Origin of the sequence: Streptomyces aureocirculatus, from assembly GCF_000720475.1 — a bacterium.
Lineage (GTDB): Bacteria > Actinomycetota > Actinomycetes > Streptomycetales > Streptomycetaceae > Streptomyces > Streptomyces aureocirculatus.
In genome coordinates, this window is record NZ_JOAP01000015.1 from 31,387 (window position 1) to 53,428 (window position 22,042).

Annotated in this window: 21 protein-coding genes, 2 tRNA genes and 1 pseudogene; 11 read left to right on the forward strand and 13 right to left on the reverse strand. The window is 72.3% G+C overall.

Annotated features, from left to right (window positions below; all coding sequences use genetic code 11):
• Window positions 1–63 precede the first annotated feature (63 nt).
• From IG78_RS0115305 to IG78_RS0115325, 5 genes and pseudogenes are all read left to right on the forward strand, one after another.
• Window positions 64–663 (forward strand): lytic polysaccharide monooxygenase auxiliary activity family 9 protein, encoded by a 600-nt coding sequence (locus tag IG78_RS0115305; protein WP_030563303.1) that lies wholly within the window; start codon window positions 64–66, stop codon window positions 661–663.
• A gap of 172 nt (window positions 664–835) precedes the next feature.
• Window positions 836–1,544, forward strand: a pseudogene (locus IG78_RS42155) (AMP-binding protein); the annotation flags it as partial.
• A gap of 163 nt (window positions 1,545–1,707) precedes the next feature.
• Window positions 1,708–3,018, forward strand: coding sequence for a sensor histidine kinase (locus IG78_RS0115315; RefSeq protein WP_051852677.1), 1,311 nt, complete (start codon window positions 1,708–1,710; stop codon window positions 3,016–3,018).
• On the forward strand, window positions 2,976–3,650 hold the full coding sequence (locus IG78_RS0115320) for a response regulator (RefSeq protein ID WP_030563307.1): 675 nt from the start codon (window positions 2,976–2,978) through the stop codon (window positions 3,648–3,650). Before IG78_RS0115315 ends, IG78_RS0115320 begins: the two co-directional genes overlap by 43 nt.
• A gap of 83 nt (window positions 3,651–3,733) precedes the next feature.
• The gene (locus IG78_RS0115325; RefSeq protein WP_030563309.1) at window positions 3,734–4,021 is read left to right on the forward strand and encodes a hypothetical protein; all 288 of its coding nucleotides are present in this window, start codon (window positions 3,734–3,736) and stop codon (window positions 4,019–4,021) included.
• A 21-nt stretch (window positions 4,022–4,042) separates the two neighbouring features.
• Here the strand turns inward: IG78_RS0115325 and IG78_RS0115330 are convergent, their stop codons facing one another.
• The 8 genes from IG78_RS0115330 to ehuB form a co-directional block, all read right to left on the reverse strand.
• A complete protein-coding gene (locus IG78_RS0115330) occupies window positions 4,043–4,909 on the reverse strand; it encodes an endo alpha-1,4 polygalactosaminidase (protein WP_030563311.1) in 867 nt (288 codons plus the stop codon).
• A 73-nt stretch (window positions 4,910–4,982) separates the two neighbouring features.
• Window positions 4,983–5,711, reverse strand: a complete 729-nt coding sequence (locus IG78_RS0115335; protein WP_037685263.1) for a thioesterase II family protein — start codon at window positions 5,709–5,711, stop codon at window positions 4,983–4,985.
• Between the two features lie 167 nt (window positions 5,712–5,878).
• Window positions 5,879–5,952, reverse strand: a tRNA-Lys gene (locus IG78_RS0115340).
• Between the two features lie 61 nt (window positions 5,953–6,013).
• Complete coding sequence (locus IG78_RS0115345) at window positions 6,014–6,772, reverse strand: IclR family transcriptional regulator (protein WP_030563315.1); 759 nt, start codon at window positions 6,770–6,772, stop codon at window positions 6,014–6,016.
• Window positions 6,773–6,897: 125 nt separating this feature from the next.
• The gene (ehuA, locus tag IG78_RS0115350) at window positions 6,898–7,713 is read right to left on the reverse strand and encodes an ectoine/hydroxyectoine ABC transporter ATP-binding protein EhuA (protein WP_030563317.1); all 816 of its coding nucleotides are present in this window, start codon (window positions 7,711–7,713) and stop codon (window positions 6,898–6,900) included.
• Window positions 7,703–8,368, reverse strand: coding sequence for an ectoine/hydroxyectoine ABC transporter permease subunit EhuD (gene ehuD, locus IG78_RS0115355; RefSeq protein ID WP_030563319.1), 666 nt, complete (start codon window positions 8,366–8,368; stop codon window positions 7,703–7,705). The genes ehuA and ehuD overlap by 11 nt, the downstream gene beginning before the upstream one ends.
• Window positions 8,365–9,111, reverse strand: a complete 747-nt coding sequence (ehuC, locus tag IG78_RS0115360; protein WP_030563321.1) for an ectoine/hydroxyectoine ABC transporter permease subunit EhuC — start codon at window positions 9,109–9,111, stop codon at window positions 8,365–8,367. Before ehuC ends, ehuD begins: the two co-directional genes overlap by 4 nt.
• Window positions 9,108–10,076 carry an ectoine/hydroxyectoine ABC transporter substrate-binding protein EhuB gene (ehuB, locus tag IG78_RS0115365; RefSeq protein WP_404827681.1) on the reverse strand — a complete coding sequence of 323 codons (969 nt, stop codon included), beginning with the start codon at window positions 10,074–10,076 and terminating at the stop codon, window positions 9,108–9,110. Before ehuB ends, ehuC begins: the two co-directional genes overlap by 4 nt.
• Before the next feature lie 109 nt (window positions 10,077–10,185).
• Here ehuB and IG78_RS0115370 point away from each other — a divergent pair, with 109 nt between their 5' ends.
• On the forward strand, window positions 10,186–10,674 hold the full coding sequence (locus IG78_RS0115370) for a DUF3830 family protein (protein WP_030563325.1): 489 nt from the start codon (window positions 10,186–10,188) through the stop codon (window positions 10,672–10,674).
• A 67-nt stretch (window positions 10,675–10,741) separates the two neighbouring features.
• On the opposite strand, the gene IG78_RS0115375 is transcribed toward IG78_RS0115370, so the two are convergent.
• The gene (locus tag IG78_RS0115375) at window positions 10,742–12,163 is read right to left on the reverse strand and encodes an amidase (protein ID WP_030563327.1); all 1,422 of its coding nucleotides are present in this window, start codon (window positions 12,161–12,163) and stop codon (window positions 10,742–10,744) included.
• Between the two features lie 60 nt (window positions 12,164–12,223).
• Window positions 12,224–13,357, reverse strand: coding sequence for a D-2-hydroxyacid dehydrogenase (locus tag IG78_RS0115380; RefSeq protein WP_225882018.1), 1,134 nt, complete (start codon window positions 13,355–13,357; stop codon window positions 12,224–12,226).
• Between the two features lie 325 nt (window positions 13,358–13,682).
• Here IG78_RS0115380 and IG78_RS0115385 point away from each other — a divergent pair, with 325 nt between their 5' ends.
• The 4 genes from IG78_RS0115385 to IG78_RS42160 all read left to right on the forward strand — a co-directional run bounded on the left by IG78_RS0115385 (window position 13,683) and on the right by IG78_RS42160 (window position 17,413).
• Window positions 13,683–14,645, forward strand: coding sequence for a maleate cis-trans isomerase family protein (locus tag IG78_RS0115385; protein WP_037685265.1), 963 nt, complete (start codon window positions 13,683–13,685; stop codon window positions 14,643–14,645).
• Window positions 14,642–15,382: a maleate cis-trans isomerase family protein gene (locus IG78_RS0115390; protein ID WP_030563333.1), complete on the forward strand. Its 741-nt coding sequence runs from the start codon at window positions 14,642–14,644 to the stop codon at window positions 15,380–15,382. The genes IG78_RS0115385 and IG78_RS0115390 overlap by 4 nt, the downstream gene beginning before the upstream one ends.
• A 288-nt stretch (window positions 15,383–15,670) precedes the next feature.
• Entirely contained in the window at window positions 15,671–16,747 is a 1,077-nt protein-coding gene (locus IG78_RS0115395) for an LLM class flavin-dependent oxidoreductase (RefSeq protein ID WP_030563335.1), read from the forward strand.
• A gap of 228 nt (window positions 16,748–16,975) precedes the next feature.
• Complete coding sequence (locus IG78_RS42160) at window positions 16,976–17,413, forward strand: helix-turn-helix domain-containing protein (protein WP_078964934.1); 438 nt, start codon at window positions 16,976–16,978, stop codon at window positions 17,411–17,413.
• Between the two features lie 46 nt (window positions 17,414–17,459).
• Here the strand turns inward: IG78_RS42160 and IG78_RS0115405 are convergent, their stop codons facing one another.
• Entirely contained in the window at window positions 17,460–19,463 is a 2,004-nt protein-coding gene (locus tag IG78_RS0115405) for a putative bifunctional diguanylate cyclase/phosphodiesterase (RefSeq protein ID WP_107054911.1), read from the reverse strand.
• Window positions 19,464–19,858: 395 nt separating this feature from the next.
• Between IG78_RS0115405 and IG78_RS0115410 the strand changes: the two genes are divergently transcribed.
• Complete coding sequence (locus IG78_RS0115410; RefSeq protein WP_051852679.1) at window positions 19,859–21,085, forward strand: M6 family metalloprotease domain-containing protein; 1,227 nt, start codon at window positions 19,859–19,861, stop codon at window positions 21,083–21,085.
• A 239-nt stretch (window positions 21,086–21,324) separates the two neighbouring features.
• Here the strand turns inward: IG78_RS0115410 and IG78_RS0115415 are convergent.
• Together IG78_RS0115415 and IG78_RS44920 are read right to left on the reverse strand one after the other, a co-directional pair.
• A tRNA-Lys gene (locus IG78_RS0115415) sits at window positions 21,325–21,398 on the reverse strand.
• On the reverse strand, window positions 21,389–21,988 hold the full coding sequence (locus IG78_RS44920; RefSeq protein WP_030563342.1) for a bifunctional DNA primase/polymerase: 600 nt from the start codon (window positions 21,986–21,988) through the stop codon (window positions 21,389–21,391). The genes IG78_RS0115415 and IG78_RS44920 overlap by 10 nt, the downstream gene beginning before the upstream one ends.
• Between the last annotated feature and the right edge of the window lie 54 nt (window positions 21,989–22,042).

A 22,042-nucleotide genomic window follows, 5' to 3' on the forward strand; every position in this document is an offset into this window, starting at 1 on the left:
GACGCACGACCGTAAGCGCGCGCACGGCCCAGGAACACCCCCACGTTCTTCAGGAGCAGAAGCATGCGTAAGAAGATCTCCGCGGCCATGCTCGGGATGGCGACGGTGGGAGCGTTCGTGCTCTCGACCGGCGGCGCCAGCAGCCATGGCTACACCGACCTGCCCGCAAGCCGACAGATCAACTGCGCCAAGGGCGTGGTGCAGGGCTGCGGTTCGATCCAGTACGAACCGCAGAGCGTCGAGGGCCCCAAGGGCTTCCCGGCGGCAGGACCGGCCGACGGAAAGATATGCTCCGCCGACGTCGCGGGCTTCAGCTCGCTGAACGGGGCGAAGGCACCGAACGGCAGCGCCTGGCCCACGACGAAGGTCTCGGGCGGCCAGAACTACAGCTTCCGCTGGCAGTTCACGGCCCGGCACCGCACCACCAACTTCGCGTACTACATCACCAAGCCGGGGTGGAACGAGAGCCAGCCGATCACGCGGGCGTCGCTCGAACCCCAGCCGTTCTTCAACGTCCCCTACGGCGGTCAGCAGCCTCCGGCGACGCTGTCGCACAGCGGCACGATCCCCGGCGGCCGCAGCGGCCACCACGTGATCGTGGCGGTGTGGAACGTCCACGACACGGCGAACGCGTTCTATGCCTGCTCGGACGTCCAGTACTGAGCGCGACGCGCGTTCCACCGAGCCGGTGATCGAGTGAGTGGGAGTCCTGCCACCCCCCACGGGTAGGTTCTGCGCACGCCGTACGCGAGGGCGACGGCGTGCGCAGGGCGTCCCGCGGGTCGCGGGTTGCCCGATATCGGCGGCATCCCGCAGCATCTGAGGCACCGTGGACGCGGCCGCGCGGGCCGCGCTGCTGCGGGACCTGTTGAGCCTGCGCCGGGAACCGCACCTCGGTGTCCTGCTCGACAACACCCCCGAGTACCCGCTGTGGCTGAGCGCCGCGGCACTCGCGGGGGCGGCCGTCGCCGGTGTCAACCCGACGCGGCGCGGCACCGAACTCGCCCACGACATCCTGCACACCGACTGCCAGGTCCTGGTGACCCAACGGGCGCACCCGCCGCTGCTCGCCGGGCTCGACCTGACCCGGCGTACGGATCCTGGTCACCGACACCACCGCGTACGCGGAACTGCTCGCGCCCTACGAGGGCGCGGCGCCAGAGCCGTCCCCCGCGGCCCGCCCCGGCAGCCGCATGCTCCTCTACTTCACCTCGGGGTCGACGGGCGCGCCCGAGGCGGCCCTGTGCAGCCGGTGGCGGCTCGCGGCGGCCGGACGTTCCCTCGTGACGCACTTCGGCGTACGCCGCGACGACGTCCACTACATCTGCGTGCCCATGTTCCACGGCAACGCGGTGATCGCCGACTGCGCGTCCGCGCTCGCCGCGGGCGCCGGGGTGGCGCTGCGGCGCCGCTTCTCCGCGTCCGGATTCCGCACCGGCGTACGGGACTTCGGAGCCACGTACTTCACCTGTGTGGGCCTCGCCGTGCAGTACATCCTCGCCACGCCCGCCCACGCCGACGACCGTGCGCACGCGCTGCGCGTCGACGGCGACGACCTCCGCTGCGCGGGGCCGGTGTGGTGGCGAGTGGGTGGGTGGTTGGTGCGGCGCGGGTTGGTGCGGGGTGACGGGCGGGTGGGTGGGTAACCGCCGCGGAGCGGACGGCGAGGCGATACGCCCGGCAACGGGCGCCGACTACCGTGCCTCCGTGGAACGGACCAGCGTATGGGCAGCCCTGCGGGACCACCGCTACCTGACGGGCCCCGCCCCGTGGCGGGCAGCAGGCTACGTGACGGCAGGCGCCCCCCTGGGCGCCCTACTGCTCGCGTTCCTGGCGACCGCCCTGGTCACAGGCATCACCCTCACAGTAGTGGCCGTAGGCCTCCCCCTCCTCCTGCTCCTCGCCCTGACGGGCCTCCCCGTCGCCGCCCTGGAGCGCAGGCGCCTGCGCCCGGTGGACCCGGCCCCCGCACCGAGCCCCCACCTCGCCCCCGGCACCCCCGGCCTCACCGCCTGGCTCCGGCTGCGCCTGCGCGAACAGGCGACGTGGCGCGAGCTGGCGTACACCGTCCTGATGGCGTTCGTCCTGTGGCCCCTTGACCTGGCGGTGGCCGCCTGCACCCTGGCCCTGCCCGCCCTCCTCGCCATCGCCCCGGCCCACCTCGCGCTCGCGGGCGGCCCGGACTCCGGCGGCGTACGACCCGCCAAGGTGTGGCTTGTCGACAGCTACCCGGCCGCCTGCGGCACCGCGGCACTCGGCCTCGTCCTGCTCCTCGTACTCCTGCACCCGCTCGGCGCGTACGCCGCAGCCCGCGCCGCCCTCGCCCGGCTCCTGCTCGCCCCGCGCGAGACCGAGGCCCGGGCGCGGCTCGCCGAGGTGACCCGCTCACGGGCCCGTCTCGTCACCGCCTTCGAAGCCGAACGCCGCCGGATCGAGCGGGACCTGCACGACGGCGCGCAGCAGCGCCTCGTCGCCCTGAGCATGAGCCTCGGCCTGGCCCGTCTCGACGCCGAACCGGGCGGCCCGCTCGCGCAGCGCCTCGCCGTCGCGCACGGCGAGGCCGACGCCGTCCTCGCCGAGCTGCGCGAACTCATCCGCGGCATCCACCCCCAGGTGCTCGCCGACTACGGCCTGCCCGCGGCCGTCGAGGACGCGGCGGACCGCTCCCCGGTGCCCGTGGACACCGACGCCGAACTGCCGAGGCTGCCCGAACCCGTGGAGTCCGCCGGGTACTTCGCGGTCCGCGAGGCCCTGGCCAACGTCGCCCGGCACAGCGGAGCGACCCGCGCCGCCGTGCACGCCCGGCACACCGGCGACCGCCTCCGGATCACCGTCCGCGACAACGGCACCGGAGGCGCGGACCCGGCGGGCGGCACCGGCCTCACCGGCCTCGCCGACCGGCTCGCCGTCCTCGATGGCACACTGACCGTCACCAGCCCGCCCGGTGGCCCCACCGTCCTGACCTTGGAGATCCCGTGCCTCCCGCGCCCGTCGAGCGGTCCCGCGCCCACCGTGTAGTCCTCGCCGAGGACAGCGTGCTGCTGCGCGAAGGGCTCGTCGGCGTGCTCGGCCGCTTCGGGCACGAGGTGGTCGCGGCGGTCGGTGACGCGCAGGCGCTGCGGGATGCCGTGGCCACGTACGCGCCGGACGTCGTCGTCACCGACGTACGGATGCCGCCCGGCTTCAAGGACGAGGGGCTGCGTGCCGCGATCGCCCTGCGCGAGGAACGCCCCGGCCTGCCGGTGCTCGTGCTCAGCCAGTACGTCCAGCGGTCGTACGCCGCCGAGTTGCTGGACACCGGGGACGGCGGCGGCGTCGGCTACCTCCTGAAGGACCGCGTCGGGCAGGTCGAGCAGTTCGTCGACGCGTTCACCCGGGTCGCGGAGGGCGGCACGGTCGTGGACCCTGAAGTCGTACGCCAACTGCTGCGGCACCGGCGCGATCCCCTCGAACGCCTCACGCCCCGGGAGCGCGAGGTGCTCGCGCTCGTCGCCGAGGGCCGGTCGAACGCCGCCATCGCCGCCGAACTCGTCGTCACGGAGGCGGCGGTGGGCAAACACGTCGGCAACATCCTCGCCAAACTCGACCTGCCGCCCGCCGACGGCACCCACCGCAGGGTCCTCGCCGTCCTCGCCTTCCTCCGGGCATGAGGTCTACGGGCATGAGGTCCACGGGCATAAGGACCTGAGGACGCGAGCGGGTCGGCGTGTACGTCCTCGACTACGATCCCGGCATGAGCGACCCCGCCCAACACCCGGTCCGCACAGGCCCGACCCCGCGCCAGGCCCGGCGGCTGCGCGTCACCGCCGCGGCGGTCCTGATGTCCGTGGCGGCGGTACTGCTCGGCATCCGGCTCGCGAGCCGGTCGTCCGTCCTGGTCGTGGGCGTGTACGGGCTGCTGCTCATCCTCTGCGGCCTTGTCATCGAGCTCAGCAGGCGCGGCCGGACCAGGCTCGGCAGCTACCTCCTGGGCGCGGGACTCACCGCGGCCCTGCTCATGGACGCCGTCGTCCTGTCCTGAGCCCCGCCCGCGCGGGCGGCGTCAGCACCGGCGGTACACGTACCCGCTCTCCCCGGCCGGCCGCACATCGCGGTCGCGAAGCACCACGGACAGCTTCTTGCCCCAGTCGCGGCACGCCGCGTCGTAGCCCTTGTGCTCGTACTCGATGTCGAAGACCTTCCGGTCGTACGCCGACGCGAAGTCCCCGCACTCGTCGTACTGTCCGCACTCCTCGACGACCGCGAAGTCGAACCCGACCCGCTTGTCGAGGAGTTCGGCGGTGTTCTTCTGCGCGATGGCGAGCCCCTTGTCGTGGGCCCTGCGGACGAGGAGCCGCGCGAAGGCCGCCGCGTCGTCGGTGTCGAGGAGGTCGTCGGAGCGGGCATAGGAGTCGAGGTTGTCGGGCTCGACGGCGTCGAAGCCGGAGCGCGCGCAGCCGTCGATCCAGGGGCCGACGACGCCGAGCAGTTCCTTGCGCTTGGCGGCGGTGGAGATGTCGAGCAGCGGCTCGTTCCAGTCCTCGTCGATCACCGGGTCGCCGTCGTCGTCGCGCAGGACCAGGTCGGGGTGCTTGTCGTCCCACCAGGCGGCGGCCTTCTTGCCGGGCTGGGCCTGGAAGGCGTTGACGTAACAGATGTTGTAGCGGCCGGGCGCGGGCTTCGCGGAGCGGTCGCGGGAGACCGCGCGCACGCCGCCGGGGGGTGCGTAGGCGCCGCCCAGTTGGTAGTCGAAGGCCATGGCGGGACGCGGCAGACGCGGGGCGGCGGTGTCCTCGGCGGTGTCGGAGCGCTTGTCGGGCTGCTTGTCGGACTCCGTGCCGGACTCCGTGCCGGACTCCGTGCCGGACGAGCAGCCGGTGAGCACCGCGAGGGCGGTGACGAGCGCGAGGACCGTACGGTGGGTGAGCATCTGGCCGTCCTGTTGTTCCGTGCCTTTTGTGCCGTGGTGCGGCGCCTGCTCCAGTGTGCCCCGCCCGGTACCGTCAGCCCGCCCGCAGGGTCTCCTCGATGGCGGCGAAGGGCGGGTCGTCGGCCAGGTAGAAGTGCCCGCCCGGCCGGGAGAGGAACGTGAACGGGCCGCGGGTCGCCTCCCGCCAGGCGGTGGCCTGCTCGGTGGTGACGCGCACGTCCTCGACACCGGCGAGGGCGGTGACGGGGCAGTCGAGCGGCGCGTCCCGCGGGCCCGCGTACCCCGCGACCATGCGGAAGTCGGCCCGTACGTAGGGAAGCACCAGCTCCAGGAACGCCGGGTTGTCGAGGAGTTCGGCGTCGGTGCCGCCGAGGCGGGACAGCAGCGCGAGGACGGCCTCGTCGTCGATCTCGGCGACCCGCTCCGGGGAGCCCTGCGCGAGGTGCGGGGCACGGGCGGCGGAGGCGAAGAGATGACTCACGGCCGCGCCCCCGGCCTGCCAGACCCTGGCCACCTCGTACGCGACGGCGGCCCCCATGCTGTGCCCGAAGAACATCGTGGGCCGCCCGTCCGGCAGCGGCCGCACCTCCCGCGCGATGTCCCTGGCCAACTGCGTCAGGTCGGTGGCGGGCGGCTCACCGATGCGGTGCGCACGCCCCGGATAGCACACGGAGTGCACCTCGATGTCCGGGAGCGCCTTGCTCCACGGCCGGAAGAAGTAGGGCGAGCCCCCCGCGTGCGGAAAGCACACGAGCCGCGCCGCGGCGAAGGGCCGCCGCTCGACGATCTCCGTCCACTCCATGCTGTCTCTCCCCCCGGAACCGGCACCGCGGCCGGTGTACGAACGCATGTCTGCTCTGTTCGTTCATGATTTCACAGCGGGGTGCCCGCGGGGGAAACGCGAAGGGCGCCCCCGGTGATCGGGAGCGCCCTTCGAAGTCAGCCGCAGGTCGATGACCTGCTCGCTCGTGCGCCGCCAGGGACTCGAACCCCGGACCCGCTGATTAAGAGTCAGCTGCTCTAACCAACTGAGCTAGCGGCGCCTGCTGACGGGAAAATAATACCTGGTCCCGGGGGGTGCTCAAAACCGAACGCCACCCGGCGCTAGATCGCCAGGGAGAGCAGGACCGGTGCCGCCTTCCTGTTCAGGGTCTCCGCGGCCGCGCGCAGGCGGTGGGCGTCCGCGACCGGCAGGGAGAGGGCCAGGGAGCCGACCGTGGCGCCCGCGGTGATCGGGACGGCGGCGCAGACCGTGCCGACGGCGTACTCCTGGAGGTCGAGGACCGGGACCGTGGGGGCCTGGGCGTCGAGGTTGCTCAGCAGGACGCGTTCGTTCGTGATGGTGCGGGAGGTGAGGCGGGCCATCTTGTGGCGGGACAGGTGGTCCCTGCGGGCGTCGAGGTCGAGCTGGCCGAGCAGGCTCTTGCCGACGGCGCTGGCGTGGGCGGAGACCCGGAAGTCCACCCATTCGTTGACCTTCGGCGCCCGCGGGCCGTCCGCGAAGTCCGTGACCCGGATCTCCCCGTCCACATAGCGGCTGACGTAGACCGCGGCGCCCAGGGTGTCCCGCAGGCCGCCGAGGGTGTGCCGCAGCTTCTCCCGCAGCGCCTGGGCGCGGTCGTGGGCGGAGCCGAGGCGGGTGAGCGAGGCGCCCGTGACATACGCGCCGTCGGTGACCTGCTCGACGTACCCCTCGCGGCGCAGCATGCGCAGGAGCGGCGTCAGCTCGGTGGGGTGCATTCCGCTCTGCCGGGCCAGGTCGGCCTCGCCGACGCCCGTGCCGCGGCGGGCGACGATCTCCAGGACCCGCAAGGCGTGCTGCACCGACTGGTGCGCATCGGTCGGTTGGTGCGGCAGCGCCACGGCTTCCCCCCTTGGTTCAGCCTCGGTTCAGTCGGACTCTTCCACGATATCCGTCAAATAGGCCCTGGGTAGGGGGCGTCGGGTGTTTCCTCGGGACGGGTACCGCCCGACGCGCCCCTACGGGTTCAGAGCACCGCCGACAAAAACTCCCTGGTCCGGTCGTGCTCGGGCGCCGTGAAGATCTTCTCCGGCGGCCCGGACTCGATCACCCGGCCCGAGTCGAACATCAGCACCTGGTCGGAGATGTCCCGGGCGAAGTTCATCTCGTGGGTGACGCAGAGCATCGTGATGTCCGTGGTGTGCGCGATGTCCCGCAGCACGTCGAGGACGCCCGCGACCAGCTCCGGGTCGAGCGCGGACGTCACCTCGTCCAGGAGCAGCACCTGCGGCCGCATCGCCAGGGCCCGCGCGATCGCCACCCGCTGCTGCTGGCCGCCGGACAACTGCGTCGGGTAGGCGTCGCAGCGGTCGCCGAGCCCGACGAGGTCGAGCAGGTCGCGGGCCCGCTGCTCCGCCTCGTCCTTGGACAGGCCGAGGACGGTGACCGGCGCCTCCGTGATGTTGCGGAGCACCTTCATGTTCGGGAAGAGGTTGAACTGCTGGAAGACCATCCCGATGTTCTTGCGGACCTCGCGGATGTGCTTCTCGCCGGCCGGGACCAGCTTGCCGTTCCTCTCCTCGTGCGTCAGATACTCGCCGCCGACCTTGATCGTGCCCTCGTCCGGCTTGAGCAGGGTCATCAGGAGGCGCAGGATCGTCGTCTTGCCGGATCCCGACGGGCCGATCAGGGTCACGTGCTTGCCGGAGGCCACCGAGAAGTCCAGCTCGTCCAGGACCGTGTTCGACCCGAAGCGTTTGACGACCTTGTCGAAGCGGATCAGCTCGCTGCCGTCCACGGCCGGGTTCTGCTGTTCTTTGGTGAGGTTCGTGTCAGCGGACAAGACGGCGCTCCAGGGCTCGCAGGAGGAGGGAGGACGGATAGGCGATGAGGATGAAGGCGACGCCGACCACGGTCAGTGCCTCCGTGTACTGGAAGCTCTGCGCGGCCTCCAGGCGCGAGCGCTGAAGCAGTTCGAGGACGCCGATGCTGGCGAGCAGCGGGGTGTCCTTGAGCATCGCGATGACGTAGTTGCCGAGCGCGGGGATCACCCGGCGCACGGCCTGCGGCAGGATCACCGCGGTCCAGGTGCGGGTGTAGGACAGGCTGAGCGCCTTGGCCGCCTCCCACTGCCCGACGGGCACGGCCTCGATGCCCGCGCGGTAGACCTGCGCGGTGTACGTCGAATAGTGCAGGCCGATCGCGATGGTGCCGGTCGTCATCGCGGAGTACTGGATGTCCCACTCGGGGAGCACGAAGTACAGGAAGAAGAGCTGCACGAGCAGCGGTGTGTTGCGGATGAACTCGGTGAGGATCCCGACCGGCCAGCGGACGAACCGGGTCGGCGCCCGGAAGGCCAGGGCCCAGAGCAGTCCGACCGAGAAGGATATGAGTGATCCGAGGGCGAGCACCTGGAGGGTGATGAGCAACCCGTCCCAGAAGTGCGGCATGAAGTCGGAGACGGCGCCCCAGTCCCACTTGTCGGTGCCGTTGTTCATGACCCGCCACCCCCGCCGACGATGACTTTGTTCGATTCCGTGGTCGTCTTCCGGAGGTTGAGCCTGCGCATGACGCCGACGCCGGGTTCGGGCCGCTGCCCGATGCCCGCTTTGGCCCTGCGCTCAAGGACGCGCATGCCGCGCGTGAGGAGGAACGCGATGACGAAGTAGATGACGAGCGTGATCGAGTAGATCTCCGCGCTCTCGGTGGTCGCGAGCCGCACCAGATAGGCGGCGAAGGACACGTCACCGATGCCGAGCAGCGACACCAGGGCGGTGCCCTTGAGTAGTTCGATGAGCAGGTTGGAGAACGGCGGGATCATCTCGGGCACGGCCTGCGGCAGCAGGATGAGCCGCATCCGCTGCCAGGGCGTGAAGCTCAGCGCGACCCCCGCTTCGCGCTGCGCGGGAGCCACCGCGTTCAGGGCGCCGCGGACGACCTCGGCGCCGTAGGCCCCGTACGAGAGACCGAGTGCGAGCACCGCGGCCCACATCGGGACCAGCGCCCAGCCCGCGAGCTGCGGCAGGACGAAGAAGATCCAGAACATCAGGACGAGCGCCGAGGTGCCGCGGAAGATCTCGGTGTAGAACCCGGCGAAGAACCGCACCACACGCAGTCGGTGGGTGCGCGCCATGCCGACGCCGAACGCCACCACGGTCGCGAGGGCCGCGCTGTAGAGGGTGAGCTGGACGGTGATCCAGATGCCGGGGAGTACCCAGTGTTCCCACAGTCCCGCTGTCATTTGCACAGCTCCTCTGCGGTCAGGTCCGTCATCTCGTCCTTGGTGAAGCCGAACCGCTTGAGGACGCGGAAGAGCTCGCCGCTCTTCTTCATCTTGTGGATCTCCACGTTGAAGGCGTCCCGGAGCCCGGTGTCGTTCGGGCGGAACGTGAAGCCGCCGCCGTCGATGTGCTTCTTGCCGCCGACCAGGGGCGCGAAGGCCTCGGTGGCCTCGGCCTTGCGGCTCTTGCGCACCACGCCGCGGGCGGTGAGCGCGGTGCCGCCGAAGACGTCGATGCGGCCCGCCTCGACGGCGTTGAGACCGGCCACCGGATCCTGGAGGATCACGATGTCGCTCTCCTTGTATCCGGCCTCGACGGCGTAGGCGATCTCCGCGTAGCCGGTGCCGGTGCCGAACCTGGCCTTCTTCCTCACCACGTCCGCGTAGGTGTGCAGGCCCTTCGGGTTGCCCTTGCGGACGATGAAGGAGTCCAGCATCTGGTACTCGGGATCGGAGAAGATCACCTGCTGGCAGCGCTCTTTGTTGATGTACATGCCGGCGGACACCACGTCGAACTGCTGTGTCTTGAGCCCGGGAATCAGGGAAGAGAAGTCAGTGGCGACGGGCTGCACCTTGTCGACGCCGAGACGCTTGAAGATGATCCGGGCGAGTTCCACCGCCTCACCGGTGAAGTCGCCCTTGTCGTTGATGTACCCGTACGGTGCCTCGCCCGCGATGCCGAGCCGCACCGTGCCCTGCGACTTCAGCCGGGCCAGTGTGTCGCCCGTGGGCACACGGCTGCACGCCGAGGCGCCGAGTGCGCCGGCCGCGCCGAGGACGGCGGCCGACGCGAGCACGGATCTGCGCCGCACGCCGGGGGCGCGCGGACCACCGCCGTCCGCTGTTCGTCTGCCGCCGTCGTCGGGTTCCGAAGCGCTCTGTGTCTTGTTCGTGGCCTTGTGTGGGTTGCTCGATGGTGGAGCCATGGGCGCGCGGCTACCCGACTCGCAGCGAGGTATGCCGGTGAATTCCGGCCCCTGATGCGATCGTTGCGCACTTGACGCGCGCGGCCGTCAGGGGAGGACCATGGAGCGCATGGCAGACCGATACATCGAAGTCTCCCTCGCCGAGCGGGGCGTTCGGGCCACGGCGAAGCTCCTCGACGACCGGGCCCCGGTCACCTGCGCGGCCGTCTGGGACGCGCTCCCGCTGGGCGGGGACGTGTACCACGCCAAGTACGCCCGCAACGAGATCTACGCCCTGTTCCCGGCCTTCGCCGCCGAGGAGCCGCCGCTTGAGAACCCGACCATCACTCCCATCCCCGGTGATCTCTGCTATTTCACCTTCACCGGGACCGAACTGGGCACCAAGTCCTATGGCTACGACCAGGAACAGCGGGGCACCATCGTCGACCTCGCACTGTTCTACGAGCGCAACAACCTGCTGATCAACGGTGATGTGGGCTGGGTCCCTGGCATCGTCTGGGGGCAGCTCGTCGAGGGCCTCGACGCGATGGCCGAGGCCTGCAACGACCTGTGGCGCACCGGCGCCCTGGGCGAGACCCTGAACTTCCGCCGGGCCTAGGCCCCTCAGCCCCCCCCGGACTGGCCCCCTCAGCCCCCGGACTGGCCCCCTCCGCCCCCGGCCCCGCTCAGGAAGCCACCGCGCGCGGCAGGGGCGCCGGCCGCACACCCGGCACGTCGCCCCCCTCGTACAGCGCCTGCGCCACCCGCAGGACCAGCGCGTCCGCGTGTCGCGCCGCCACGATCTGCACCCCGGCGGGCAGCCCCTCCGCGTCCGCCCCGCAGGGCACACTGGCCGCGGGCTGCTGCGTCAGATTGAAGGGGTATGTGAACGGGGTCCAGCCCGTCCACCGCCGCAGGCCCGACTTCGCGGGCACCTCGGCGCCCGCCTCGAACGCGGTGACCGGCAGCGTCGGCGTCACCAGGACGTCGTACCGCTCGTGGAAGCGCCCCATGCGGCGCCCCAGCTCCGTACGTACGTCCACCGCGGCCAGATAGTCGAGGGCGCTGTAGCGGGCGCCCTGGCCGCACACCTCACGGAACCCCGGGTCGAGGAGCTCCCTGCGGTCGGGCGGCAACTGCTGGGCGACCCGCGCGGCACCGCTGAACCACAGGGTCTGGAAGGCCGCCACCGGGTCGGCGAAGTCGGGGTCCGCCTCCTCCACGTACGCTCCGAGCGCGGCGAGCCGCTGCACCGCGCCGCGCACCGCGGCGGCGACGGCGGGCCGCACCGCGACCTGCCCGCCGAGCGACGGCGAGTAGGCGATCCGCAGCCCCCGCACCCCGCCCGCCGCTCCGTCCCGGAAACTGCCCGCGGCCGGCGGGAGCTGCGACCAGTCCCGCGTGTCCTGAGCCGCGATCACGTCCATCAGCAGGGCGGCGTCGGCCGCGTCCCGCGTCATGGGGCCGACATGGGCGAGGGTGCCGAACGCCGACGTCGGATACAGCGGCACCCTGCCGTACGTCGGCTTGAACCCGAAGATCCCGCAGAACGCCGCCGGGATGCGCACCGAGCCGCCGCCGTCCGTGCCGAGCGACAGCGGCCCCGCCCCGAGCGCGACCGCCGCCGCGCTGCCGCCGCTCGACCCGCCGGCGGTGCGGGTGGCGTCGTACGGATTGCGGGTGATGCCGTGCCGGGGGCTGTCCGTCACGGCCTTCCAGCCGAACTCCGGCGTTGTCGTCTTGCCGACGAACACCGCGCCGTGCTCGCGCAGCCGCGCCACCGACGGCGCGTCCTCGTCCCACGCCCCCTGCTCCGACACGCACCGGGAGCCGCGGAAGGTGGGCGCGCCGCGCTGCAGCAGGATGTCCTTGACGGTGACCGGCACGCCGTCGACGAGGCCCGCGGGTTCCCCGCGCCGCCAGCGCGCCGTGCTCTCCTCGGCCCGGGCGAGGGCGTCCTCGTGGTCGAGGCGTACGAACGCGTTCACGACCAACTGGATGTCCTCGGCCCTGCGCAGTACCGCACGGGTGACGTCGACGGGGCTGAATTCACCCTTGCGGTAGCCGTCGACGAGTTGAACGGCGGTGAGGTCCGTGAGCTCGGTCATGCGTGCTCCTCAGCGAAGCGGGGCGAAGGCGAAGGCGAAGGCGAAAGGGTGCGGCGGAGATCAGTGCCCTGGGACATACCCACGTTTCTTGTCGACCACGTTCGTCAGCGGCCGACCCGCCTCCCACTGGCCGAACAGTGACACGAACTGCGCCCCGAGTTCGTCGCGCCAGCCGACCGTGTCACCGCTCATGTGCGGTGAGACGACCAGCCCCGGGGCACTCCACAGCGGGCTGTCCGCGGGCAGCGGCTCCCGCTCGAAGACATCGAGCGCGGCCCCCGCGATCCACCGCTTCGACAGCGCCGCGGCGAGGTCGTCCTCGACGACGAGCTGACCGCGGCCCACGTTGATGAAGCACGCCGACGGCTGCATGACACCGAACCTGCGCTCGTCGAACATGCCGCGCGTGTCGTCCGTCAGCGGCGCCGCGCACACCACCCAGTCGGCGCGCGCGAGCAGCCGGTCCAGGTCGTCGGGCCCGTACACACCGGTCCGAGGGGTGCGCCCGACGAGGACCGCCGCGACGCCGAGCGCCTTCAGGGTGCGCACGGTGGCACGGCCGATCGGGCCCGACCCCACGACGCACGCCCGCGTGCCCGCCACCCGGCGGCTCTCGCGGTGCCGCCAGGTCCGCTCCCGCTGTAGATCGAGGGTGCGCGGCAGATCCTTGGCGAGGGCGAGCACCAGGGCGGCGACGTACTCGGCGATCGGCTCGTCGAAGATGCCGCGGGCGTTGGTCACCACGGCGTCGGACGCGGCGAGTTCGGGGCACAGCAGATGGTCGACGCCCGCGCTCGCGGTGTGCACCCAGGCAGGGCGCGGCCCCGCGCCGGGCCAGGCGTGCCGGACCGCGTGCGACAGGAAGTCCCACACGAGCAGCACGTCCGCCTCGGGCAGCTTGTCCGCGAGGGTCTCCTCGTCGGCGTGCAGCACCCGGGCGCGGCCGGTCAGCGAGCCGAGGCGGGGCGGGGGCGCGGGGGCGGGGGCGTCGAGGACGAGGACCGTGGGCACGCCGGGGGCCGCGGGGGCGCCGGGGCGTGCGGGGGGCTCGTCGGGCGCCGTACCCGGGGCCCCGGCGCTCCGGGGCGCACTCCCAGACGAAGCCGTGCTTCCGGACGCCCCGGGACCGGGACCGGCGCCGGGAACAGCACCGGAGGCGGCACCGGAGACCGGGCCTTCGGACACGGCGGACATGGCAGAGAAACCGTTTCGCAACGAGAGCCCGCTTCCCTGGGAGAGAGCGTCGGGACGACTGCCGCGACCTCCGGCGGCCGACGTTCTCAGCCGTCTGAGATGTGCGGATTGACCACGCTGGCACCCCAACCTACCTTCGTCAACAGAGACAGTCCCTGCCAGCACCACAGGGGCCGGCACACGGCGTGCTGCCCCCTCGCGCGCACGGTGTGCTCGCCGCACACGCCCCCCGTCCCGACGTCCCGGCGCGTCGCGCCGACCGCATCACTTCCGGCCCTCGGCCGGCCCTGTCACCGCACCGCACGCACGAACTTGGGGCCAGCTCATGGACGTCACTTCCTTCTCCGCACTCCCCACCCTCGGCGGGCCACACCTCCAGCGCGGTGTCGGTGTCGTCGCACCCTTCGACTTCGCCCTAGACCGCGAGTTGTGGCGCTGGGTCCCGGACGAGATCTCCCTGCATCTGACGCGCACCCCGTACGTACCCGTCGAAGTCAGCCTCGACCTGGCACGCCTGGTCAGCGAGCACGAGACCCTGGCGGAAGCGGTGCGGGCGCTGACGGCCGCCGAACCCGAAGTCCTCGCCTACGCCTGCACGTCGGGCAGCTTCGTCGGCGGCCGTGCCGGTGAACGCGCCATGTGCGAGGCCATGTCACGCGAGGGCGCCGTCACCTCGGTGACGACGTCCGGCGCGCTCCTCGACGCCCTGGAGGAACTGGACGCGCGGCGCATCGCCCTCGTCACGCCCTACACCTGGTCGGTGACCCAGTCCCTTGAGGAGTATCTGGCGGAGGCCGGTGTCGCGGTCGTGGGCCGGGCCTGTCTGGGCCTGACCCGGCACATCTGGAAGGTGCCCTACCGGGACGTCGTCGACATGGCCCGGCGCGCGGTGCGCGGCCCCGTCGACGCCCTGTTCATCAGTTGTACGAACCTGCCCACGTACGACGTCATTCCGCAGCTCGAGGCGGAGCTGCGGATGCCGGTGATCTCGGCGAACCAGGTGACGATGTGGTCGGCCCTGCGGAAGCTGGGTACGCGTGCGGTGGGGCCCTACCAAGCACTGATCGACGCGGGCGCACGGCCGGGCACCGCGGAGTTCGGCACCCTCGACGCGCTGCCGGCGCCGGCCTACGAGGGCCCGCCGGCGGCGCCGACAGCGCCTGTGGTGCCGCCCGTCGCCGCCTCGGCGCCGACGGGGGACGGCCTCGCCGACCCGCCCGGCGGGCCGGTGGGACCCGCGGAACCACCGGGGCCCGCGGGACCGACGACAGAAGGAGGCTGGACTTGACCGCACTGGGATTCCTCTACCCGGGCCACTCCGCCGAGGACGACTACCCCCGCATGGAACAGCTCCTCGGTTCCGACATCCGGTTGCAGGTCGTCCACACGGACATCGGCGAGGACGCGCACCGCGTGGACGCGCTCCTGGAGATGGGCTCGGCGGCGCGGCTCGCCACCGGCGTCGAGGAGCTGCGCCGCACCGGTGCCGAAGCCGTGGTGTGGGCCTGCACCAGCGGGAGCTTCGTGTTCGGCTGGGAGGGCGCGCACGATCAGGTCAGGCAACTGGCGCGGACGGCCGGGCTGCCCGCGTCCTCGACGTCGTTCGCGTTCGCCCACGCGGTACGGGAGCTGGGCGCGGCGCGTGTCGCCGTCGCGGCCACCTACCCCGACGACGTCACGGCCCACTTCGTCTCCTTCCTCAAGTCGGCGGGCGTCGAGGTCGTGGCCGCCCGGGGGAGCGGGATCATCACCGCGGCCGAGGTCGGCACCTGGGGCAGGGACGAGGTGGTCGCCCTCGCCCGCGCGGGCGACCACCCGGACGCGGAGGCCGTGCTCCTGCCCGACACCGCGCTGCACACCGCCGCCCACATCCACGACCTGGAGGCCGAACTCGGCAAGCCGGTCCTCACCGCCAACCAGGTCACCGTCTGGGAGGGCCTGCGCCTCGCGACCCGCCGGGTGAACGCCCCCGCGCTCGGGGCCCTCTTCCGCAGGGAGCCGGTGGTACAGGCACCGGCCGGGTAGCCGCCCCCGGCTCGGCAGGGTCGCCGCGCCCCATCCCACCTGCCGAGCCGCCCCGCTCACCTGCGGGGAATAAACGGAGTCCCCCTCCTGTTCCAGTCTGCGTACGCGAGGCGACAGCGGACGGAACTGTTCTGTCCGCGTACGCGACAGCGACGGATCAGACGGAACAGACGGAACAGCAGGAGGACCCCGGTGGCAGTGGAGCAGACCGACCAAGGCGGGACCGGCGGGGCCGACGACACGCAGGGCACCGGCGGGGCGGCCCGGGACGCGGCCGTCCGCGAGGGCATCCGCGCCGAGCGGCTCGGGGACGCGCCCGCGCCGCTGTCCGTGCTCGACCTCGTGACCGTCGGCGCCGGGCGCACCGCCAGTGACGCGCTGCGCACCAGCGTCGACCTCGCCAAGCTGGCCGAGTCCCGCGGATTCCACCGGCACTGGGTGGCCGAACACCACTCCATGCCGGGCGTGGCCTCCTCCTCGCCCGCCGTGATCCTCGCCCACCTCGCCGCCCACACGACCCGTATCCGGCTCGGCTCCGGCGGCGTGATGCTGCCCAACCACGCCCCGCTGGTCGTCGCGGAACAGTTCGGCACCCTGGAGGCGCTCGCCCCGGGCCGCGTCGACCTCGGGCTCGGCCGGGCCCCGGGCACGGACGGCGCCACCGCCGCGGCCCTGCGCCGCACCGACAGCCTGCGCGAGGGCGCCGACGACTTCCCCAAGGAACTCGCGGAGCTGACCCGCTTCCTCGACGACGACTTCCCCGACGGCCACCCCTACGCCCGCATCCACGCGGTCCCCGGCCCCGTACAGGCCACGTCCCCGGGCGGCGTGCAGTCCCCGCACCGCCCGCCCGTCTGGCTGCTCGGCTCCTCCGGCTTCAGCGCCCGGCTCGCCGGTGTGCTCGGCCTGCCCTTCGCCTTCGCCCACCACTTCTCCGCGCAGAACACGATCCCGGCCCTCGACCTGTACCGGGAGTCGTTCCGCCCCTCTGCCGTCCTCGACGCCCCGTACGCCCTCATCGGCGTCTCCGCGCTCGCCACCGACGACGAGAAGGAGGCCCGCCGCCAGGTCCTCGCCGCCGCCCTGAACATGGTCCGGCTGCGCACAGGGCGCCCCGGTCTCGTGCCCACCCCGGAGGAGGCGGAGGCGTACGAGTTCAGCGAGATGGAGCGGGACTTCGTCACCAACTGGAACTCCAACGTCGTGCACGGCACCCCCGACCAGGTCCGCACCGGCCTCGACGACCTCGCCAAGCGCACCGGCGCCGACGAGCTGATGCTCACCGCCAACGCGCACAGCGGCGAGGTGCGCCTGCGCAGCTACGAACTCATCGCCGACGCCTACGGTCTGCCCCGCCCGTCCTGATCCGGCCACCGAGGGTGCCGCCCCCGACGGGGGTGGGGGCGGCACCCGCATCCGCAGCCCCCCCGACGAGGGTGGGGGACACCCTTACCCGCATCCCGGAACCTCCCGAACTCTCCCCGCCCGCAAGGGCATTGCCTCGTCGCCGCCGCGTTCGCGCACGCCGCCGAGGAACTCCCCCCGCCCGCAAGGGCCTTGCCGCCCCGACGCCGTCCCCCGCGCCCGTCGGGCATGGACATGGACACCCGGCTGCTGCGCCACTTCACCGCCGTCGCCCATGAGGGCGACCTCGCCCGTGCCGCGCGGCGTCTCTGCCTCCCGCAGCCCGCGCTGACCCGGCAGATCCGGCAGATCCGGCAGTTGGAGACCCGCCTCGGCACGGAGCTGTTCACCCGTACCCCCGCCGGTCTCGCCCTCACCGAAGCGGGCACCGCGCTCGTCGCCGCCGCGCCCGCCGTCCTCGACGCCTGGGGCGCGGCCCGGAGCGCGGCCCGGAGCGCCACCCGCGGTGCGGCCGCCCGTGCCCAGCGTGTCCTGCGCGTCGGCTTCGTGACCGGCGTAGTCGGGCGGCCCGTGGCGTGCGCCCGGGGAGCGCAGGTTCCCCCGGTGGTACGGGACTTCGTCCGGGTCTGTGTGACGACGGGCGACGCCCCGCACCCCGAGGGGTGACGCCTCGCGCCACACCTCGGGCTCCGCGTCGCGGAACGCCGCCGCGCTATGCCTCGCACGAGCCGAGCAGTACGGAGATGCGCTCCGCCGCCACCGGCCGCGAGTACAGCCACCCCTGCCCGGTGTCGCACCCGATCTTGCGCAGCCGCTCCGCCTGCCCGGACGTCTCCACGCACTCGGCGGTGACGGTGAGCCCGAGCCGGTGGGCGAGCTGGACGAGGGCTTCGACGATCACCTCGTCGGCGGGGTTGATGTGGGCGCCGGCCTCCTCGTACGAGCCCTCGTCGTACTGGAAGCCCCGTACGAAGGAGCCGTCGAGCTTCAGGACGGAGACGGGGAGGCGGCTGAGGTAGGCCAGGTTGGAGTACCCGGTGCCGAAGTCGTCGATGGCGATGCGCACCCCCATGTCGCTGAGCGCCTGCAACGCCTGTAGCGGGCGGCCCGCGGAACCCATGACGGCGGACTCGGTCAGTTCGAGCTGGAGCAGCTCGGGTGCGAGGCCGGTCTCGGCCAGGATGTCAGCGACGTCGGCGACCAGATCGGAGTCCCAGACCTGGCGCACGGCGACGTTCACGCTCACGAACAGCGGCTCCCGATCGGGGTGGTCAAGCTGCCAGCGGCGGGCCTGCCGACAGGCCGTACGCAGCACCCAGCGGCCCAACTGGACGATCGAACCGTCTTCTTCAGCAAGTCCGATGAACCGATTCGGCGTCAGCAGGCCGAACTGCGGATGCTGCCACCGCACCAGCGCCTCGACCCCGCTCACCCCGCCGCCCTCCAGACCCACGAGTGGCTGGTAGTCGAGGACGAACTCGTCGCGCTCGACGGCCGGGCGCAGCGAACTGGCCAGCGCCTGACGGGTCATGCGGTGGGCGTTGCGCTCGGGGTCGAACAGCGTCCAGCGCGCCTTGCCGTCGGCCTTCGCCCAGTACAGCGTGGTGTCGGCGGCCTGCATCAGACCGGTGGTCGTGGTGCCGGCGGCGCGCCGCTCGACGACGCCGATGGAGGCGGACACGGAAAGGCGCTGCCCGGACAGGTCGAAGGGTTCCTGGAGCGCGCACAGGGCCGTCTCGGCGAGTTCGGTCAACTGGTCGGTGCCCGTGGAGTCCTCCACGAGCAGCGCGAACTCGTCCCCGCCCAGCCGTGCGACCAGGGGCACCGAGGCCCTGCCGTACCCGGCCTCGTCGGCGAGGGCGGTGAGGCGATCGGCGACGGCGGCGAGCAGCCGGTCGCCGACGCGGTGCCCGAGCGTGTCGTTGACGGCCTTGAAGCCGTCGAGGTCCAGATAGCACAGGCCGATCCGGCCGGTGCTCGTGTCGTCGTACGCGCCCGCTTCCAGGGCGGACGTGAGGCGCTCGAAGAACAGCGCGCGGTTGGGCAGCCGGGTCACCGGGTCGTGCATCTGCAGATGCCGAAGGCGGGCCTGCAGATCGCGGCGTGCGCTGATGTCGGCGGCGGCGAGGAGGACGGTGCCCGCGCCGCGCCGCTCGCTGCCGCCGGGCAGCGGCGAGACGGTGATCTGGGTCCACAGCGAGTGCCCGTCGGGGTGTTTGAGACGGCGGGCACAGCGGAGTTTGGCCTGTCTGCCGCGGAGCACCTCGCGGTACGCGTGCCAGGTGCGGGCGTCGGACGCCAGGTCGACCAGGTCGGCGGCGATCCGTCCGGTGAGGTCGGCGGCGTCCGCGCCGAGCAGGTCGGCCAGCGCGTCGTTGGCACCGACGACCAGGCCCTCGCGGTCGACGACGGCGAGGGCGAGGGGGGCCGCGGCGAAAGCGGCGCGGTAGTCGGCTGTGCCGCGAGAGTCGACTGTGTCCCGACAGTCGATTGTGTCCCGACGGTCGGCCGAGTCGCGGTAGCCGACGGTGTCGCGACGGTCGGCCGAGTCGCAGTAGCCGACTGTGTCGCGATAGTCGGCCGTGTCGCGATGGTCCGCTGTGTACGGGGCGAGGGGGCCGGACGGGCCCAATTGATTACGCTCTGTGACGACAGGCCAGGCGCGGCCGGGTGCTGCGACCGCTGTGGCGGTCGGCCCTTGAGGGGTTCCGTTCACCGCTTGCTCCCGCAGTGCAATCGTTGTCGAGCAGGTCGATGGGGCCCCGCGTCCTGGCGGGTCCGGGGAGACGGTCGCCCGGTTGGCGGGCGGCCGACGGGGCCGGGAAAGTGTGCCGATCATAGAGGCACGCCGTCGGGCCGTTCCAGCCGTGGTGCGCCGGGCGAGGCCCGCCGAAGCCCCCGACAGATCGTTTCTGCTCGGCCCTGTACGGGCTTCTCCGCAGGACGACCGGTTGTGACGTTCGGTGAGCGGTCGGAGTGTCGCATCCTGGCCGGTCCTCACTCGACCGGGTCAGACAAACTGGGCGATCTTCAATAAACCACCACAAGGTGGGTGGGGTGTCCCGCATTCCGCACCCGGAGGTCGACGTGGAGCGTCAGCTCCCCTGGTGGATGCTCACCCGTGAAGGGGAGCGGCGGCGCCTGCGCACGGTGGGGATCCTGGCCACCTGCCTGACCGCTCTCGCCGCCACATCGCTGGTGGCAGGACCGGCGACCGCCCATGGCGAGGCGGGCCCCTGCGCGCTGCGCCGCACGACCGCGCACCACTCCGAGGGCCTGGACACCTGGCACTCCGGCTACCCGCGCCCGTCCCGGGAGCTCGACGCCGTCATGGTCTTCCTGTCCTTCCCGGACTCCCCGCCGCTGACGACGCCGGACGAGCTGACGGCCGACTATTTCCCGGCCACGAGCGAGTTCTTCGAGCGGGCCTCGTACGGGCGGTTCCGGTTGCGTCCCCATCCGCAACCCGAATGGGTGAAGATGCCGGAGCAGTCGTCCGCGTACGCCATAGAGCGGGACTGGGATCCGCGGAACCGGGCCGCCTATCTGCGGGACGCGGTGGCGGCGGCGGATCCGCGGGTGGACTTCTCGGCGTACGACATCGTGTACTTCGTGGCCGATCCGGATGCTCCGGGCGTGGATTCGGACGCCACGAAGGTCGTCAACTTCGACCGTCCGATGCGTGCGGACGGTACGGACATCCGCCGCATCGTCACGCTCTTCGAGCGGCACCCCCCGGACCGCAACGTCCTCGCCCACGAGACGGGCCACGTCTTCGATCTGCCGGACCTCTACCACCGTCCGACGGACGGCGAGGGCGACTGGGACACGCACGTGGGGGACTGGGACGTCATGGGCAGCCAGTTCGGTCTGGCGCCCGATCTGTTCGGCTGGCACAAGTGGAAGCTGGGCTGGCTGCGCCAGCGGCAGGTGGTGTGCGTGGCGGACGGCCCGCAGCGACTGACCCTCGACCCGCTGTCGGCGCCGCCCCGCCGCGACGGCGCGGGCGCCGCGAGGCTGGCGGTGGTCCGTACGGGCCGGGGCAGTGTGGTGGCCGTGGAGGCGCGGGGTGCCGTCGGCAACGACCGTGCCACGTGCAGCGAGGGGCTGCTCGTGTACCGCGTCCGCAGCGAGACGGCGTCGGGCCGGGGCCCCGTGGAGGTGATCGACGCCCACCCCCGGTCGGAGGCGTGCGGCGACGACTCGGTCTACCCGCCGTTGGCGGACGCCCCCGTACGAGCGGGCGAGACGTTCACCGTGCCCGGCACGCATGTCACCCTGAAGGTGGAACCGAGGACCCCGTCGGGCACCTGGACCTTCACCATCACCCCGACGTGACGACGACCCCGACACCGACCCCGACACCCGCATGCGCCGCCGAGACCCATACTTGCCGCCCCCCGCCGAGCCGCCCTCGCGCACCGAGCCACCCCGAGGCCAACGCATGGGACGCCCCTGGCCGACCAAGATGGGGGTGTGGGTGGCGAAGCCCCCACAACGCGCGGCGAAGCCGCGCAAAAACCACGATGGCGAGGCATGTCCACGCATTCTGTGGACATGCCTCGCCATCGCTGTCGTGCGCCGCCAGGGACTCGAACCCCGGACCCGCTGATTAAGAGTCAGCTGCTCTAACCAACTGAGCTAGCGGCGCCTGCTGACGTCGTAGACCTTAGCACCCTGATCGCTGCGGGGAAAAATCGATATACGCACTGCGGACGCGCCCGCGGTGCGGGCGGCGCGGACGCAGGCCCAGAGGACCACTTCGGGTCCGGGGAGCCGGGGCGAGCGGGTGTCGGGGGCGACGAGCCAGCGGGATGCGAGCCGGTCGTCGGGGTCGTGGCGGGAGGTGAGCGGCGGCACGGTGACGGCGTCGCCGGCGCCGTGGCAGAGCAGGGACGGTACGGCGGGGCCCCATTCCTCCCAGCGCAGGAGGGAGGGCAGCCGGTGCGCGGTGCCGGGGGCGGCGAAGAGCAGGACGCGGCCGCGGTGGGCGGCGACGGGTCCGGAGCCGGGGCCTTCGTGCCATAACCGGTCGACCATGCGCCGCCCGAAGACGGCGCCCACGCTGACCACGTCGAAGACGGTGCCGCAGGGCAGGACGGCCGGGGCGGTGGGCCGGGCCCTCCAGTCGGCGAGCAGCCCCTGCGGATACGTTTCTGCGGAGGTGAGCCAGGCGGCGCCCGCGGGGGTGACGTCGCAGGCGTTCGTGGGGGCGGGGTGGGTGCGGGGGAGGCTGCTCATGGGGTCTACATCTACCGGGGGTGAGCGCCTCGTACCACAGAGTTGCGAAAACCC